The sequence below is a fragment of the Caballeronia sordidicola genome (assembly GCF_000729995.1).
Taxonomy (GTDB): domain Bacteria; phylum Pseudomonadota; class Gammaproteobacteria; order Burkholderiales; family Burkholderiaceae; genus Caballeronia; species Caballeronia sordidicola_A.
Genome location: NZ_JNFG01000173.1, coordinates 1 through 357, shown reverse-complemented (window position 1 = coordinate 357; position 357 = coordinate 1). Strand labels below are relative to the sequence as shown.

Here is a 357-nt window from a genome sequence, read left to right as displayed (position 1 = left end):
CAACCGCACCAACCCGACCCGAGTGCGGTGCACGAAAACCTCATTGCCAGCGAGTCTGCCCATGGAAACCCTTGCGTTACGGATGGATAGCAATCGTCCCCGCCGATGCTACGTAAGGCCCCCACTCAACGGAAGCGGTCGCCAGTACCTGACGAGGACGCGGGCCCCCACCGCAGCCGTGAATTACCCTGGCAGCGAATCCCGCAGGCTCTTCGGCCGGATGTCGGTCCAGTTCTCCTCGACGTAAGCCAGACAGTCCGCCCGCGTGCTCTCCCCGAACACCGTCCGCCAGCCGGACGGCACCGGGGCGAAAGAGGGCCACAGACTATGTTGCTCTTCATCGTTGATCAGCACGTA

1 protein-coding gene is annotated in these 357 nt (G+C 63.3%); it reads right to left on the bottom strand.

All coding sequences use genetic code 11. The features are described 5' to 3' along the window. Positions 1–183 precede the first annotated feature (183 nt). Complete coding sequence (locus FH08_RS49740) at positions 184–354, bottom strand: MbtH family protein (protein ID WP_051888748.1); 171 nt, start codon at positions 352–354, stop codon at positions 184–186. Positions 355–357 lie beyond the last annotated feature (3 nt).